Source organism: Candidatus Glassbacteria bacterium, assembly GCA_019456185.1.
GTDB lineage: Bacteria > Gemmatimonadota > Glassbacteria > GWA2-58-10 > GWA2-58-10 > JAJRTS01.
The window spans coordinates 1-2,225 of the sequence record VRUH01000132.1 but is presented as its reverse complement, the minus strand read 5'-3'; the positions used below and the strand labels follow the sequence as shown (position 1 = coordinate 2,225).

Sequence of the window (2,225 nt, the reverse complement as noted above, 5' to 3'; positions counted from 1 at the left end):
ATCCGGACTACAGTATCAATACAGATGACCCTACCAGGTGGTTTCCCCGGTTACTCGCGTCGTTGGGACCGGAGGATCGACTATTCACGGTATCCGAACACACGAAGAAGGATTTTCTGAACTTTTGCCCGGCGCTACCGGCAAATCAGATTACCCCGGTGTATAATGCTGTGGATAGTGCTATTTTCTATCCCGGTGTTGATGCAGCTCAAAGTCGGGTCGTTCTGCGTAAGTACGGCATCCCTGAGGACAAAGCGTTTTTTCTGTCCGTGTCAACTCTGGAACCGAGAAAACGGCTGGATGCGGTGCTGGCAGCCTTTGGGAAGCTTCGTCGCTCCGGCGCCTGCGGGACGTTGGTTTTGTGTGGCGAAGATCGGCAGCGCTACAAGTCGAGGCTGATGCGCAAAATAGACGAAATGGCGCAATCCTCCGTGGTGTTCACGGGTTTCATCCAGGACCGAGATCTGCGGGTACTGTACTGTTCCTGCCGGGCTTTCATCTATCTGTCCGAGTACGAGGGATTCGGGCTTCCGGTACTGGAAGCCATGGCCTGCGGCGCGCCGGTAATCGCGGCAAATCGCACCTCCCTGCCGGAGGTTGTTGGTAATGCGGGCTTTCTGGTGGATCCTGACGATAAAGCGGCGGTCGTAGAGGCAATGGAGAATCTTCTGGTTGATGAGGAGCTGTGGCGCAGGAGCGCTGAGAGGTCCAAAGAACGAGCCGGGAAATTCTTATGGAGGAAATGCGCCGATGTGATAATTTCCAGGATGTACGATGATCGTCTTTCTTGCAGCGCGTAACGTTATTCGCCGCATCCGGCGGAGTTTCCTAATTGCCGGATTGATCGCGGCGGCGGTCGCCCTGCTGTTCTTCGGAAACTCGATCCTGGAAAGCACAGATGCGGGCTTGAGCCGTTCCTTTGCCCGGAGCTTCACCGGGGAACTGGCTGTGGCTGCGATCAGCTCCAGATCCTTTGGTCTTTTCGGAGATGAAACGCCGGCAATCGGGGAGTATACGCCGCTTCCGGTCATCCGCGAGTTTCCCGCGGTCATGGATATCCTGTGCCGGTTTCCTGAGATTGAGCGGGTTACCCCACTGATCTCCGGCGCCGCGGTGGTTGATCTCTGCGGTACCAGAAGACCGCTTCCGGTCTTCTGCATCGATGCCTCCACCTATTTTCAAACGTTTCCCCGCTCGACCCTGATCGAGGGAAAGCTTCTGGAGCCGGGGCATGCCGGTGCCATGATTTCCTCTATCCGGGCGGAGGAAATTGAGACACGAACCGGTCGGCGACCTTCCACCGGCGATCCTGTGATGTTGAACATGTTCGGTAAGCGGGGCTTTCGCATCGAGGAAGTACTCCTGACGGGCATCGTGGACTTCGATATCTCCAATCCTCTGCTCGAGTCCACGGTACTGGTGGACGCCCAGACGCTGCGGGGCTTGCTCGGTTTGACCCTGGCCAGGAGTTCCGCCTACGAACCTCCCGCAGAGACTACGAGCCTGCTCGGCGCGGAAATGGAGGCCCTGTTCCAGGACGCGGAGCAGACCTAGGAGGTGCCTTCAGAAGAGCTGACCCTGCAGGATGTCAAACGCGTTCTCTCCGAGCCCTCCGACGCACCTGAAGACCTGGAACCGCGATCCGGAGTCTGGCATTTCATACTTCTGCGGCTGAGACCCGGTGCCAATCCTGCTCGGGTCCTTGGTATGTTGAACAGCGAATTCCGTGCTGCGGAGCTCTCGGTGCGTACGAGGGACTGGCGGACCACCGCCGGTATGTCGGCTCGCCTCGTATTGCTCCTTCGCCTTGTGTACAACGCGGGTTTCCTATTGTTTGCCCTGGCGGCCATGATTGTCATTGTGAACCTGCTCGTCGTCGAGGTCATCGAGCGTACAGGCGAAATCGGAACTATTCGCGCTCTCGGCGCCTCCGAGGGCTTTGTGCGCCGGCTGCTGTTGACTGAAACTGCCTTGTTGTCCCTGTTTGGCGGTCTCACCGGGGTTCTCCTGGGAGGTGTGTTGGTGTTCATCCTGCGATCCATCGGGCTGCAGTTGGACAATCGTCTGCTCCAGTCCTTGTTCGGTGGCAACATTCTCAAGCCGACGGCGTCTCCGGCGATGGCTGTGTTGAGCATCGTGGTGTCGCTTGCGATCGGGCTTCTTTCGTGCGCCTATCCTGTGCACCTGGCAATGCAGGTTCAGCCCGCGCAAGCCCTGTCGTCCAA

General features: G+C 58.0%; 3 protein-coding genes. All 3 read left to right on the top strand.

The annotated features are described in order from the left end of the window. Positions 1 to 800 (top strand): glycosyltransferase family 4 protein (locus FVQ81_18425; GenBank protein ID MBW7998507.1); only part of this gene is annotated, 800 nt, incomplete at its 5' end. Then, positions 775 to 1,554: a hypothetical protein gene (locus FVQ81_18420; GenBank protein ID MBW7998506.1), complete on the top strand. Its 780-nt coding sequence runs from the start codon at positions 775 to 777 to the stop codon at positions 1,552 to 1,554. The genes FVQ81_18425 and FVQ81_18420, both read left to right, overlap by 26 nt. A 153-nt stretch (positions 1,555 to 1,707) precedes the next feature. Continuing rightward, the coding region (locus FVQ81_18415; protein ID MBW7998505.1) for an FtsX-like permease family protein at positions 1,708 to 2,225 on the top strand (518 nt) is incomplete at its 3' end.

Coding starts and splice junctions, on each gene's coding strand:
- FVQ81_18420 (MBW7998506.1), top strand. CDS start 775: ATGATCGTCTTTCTTGCAGCGCGTAACGTTATTCGCCGCATCCGGCGG.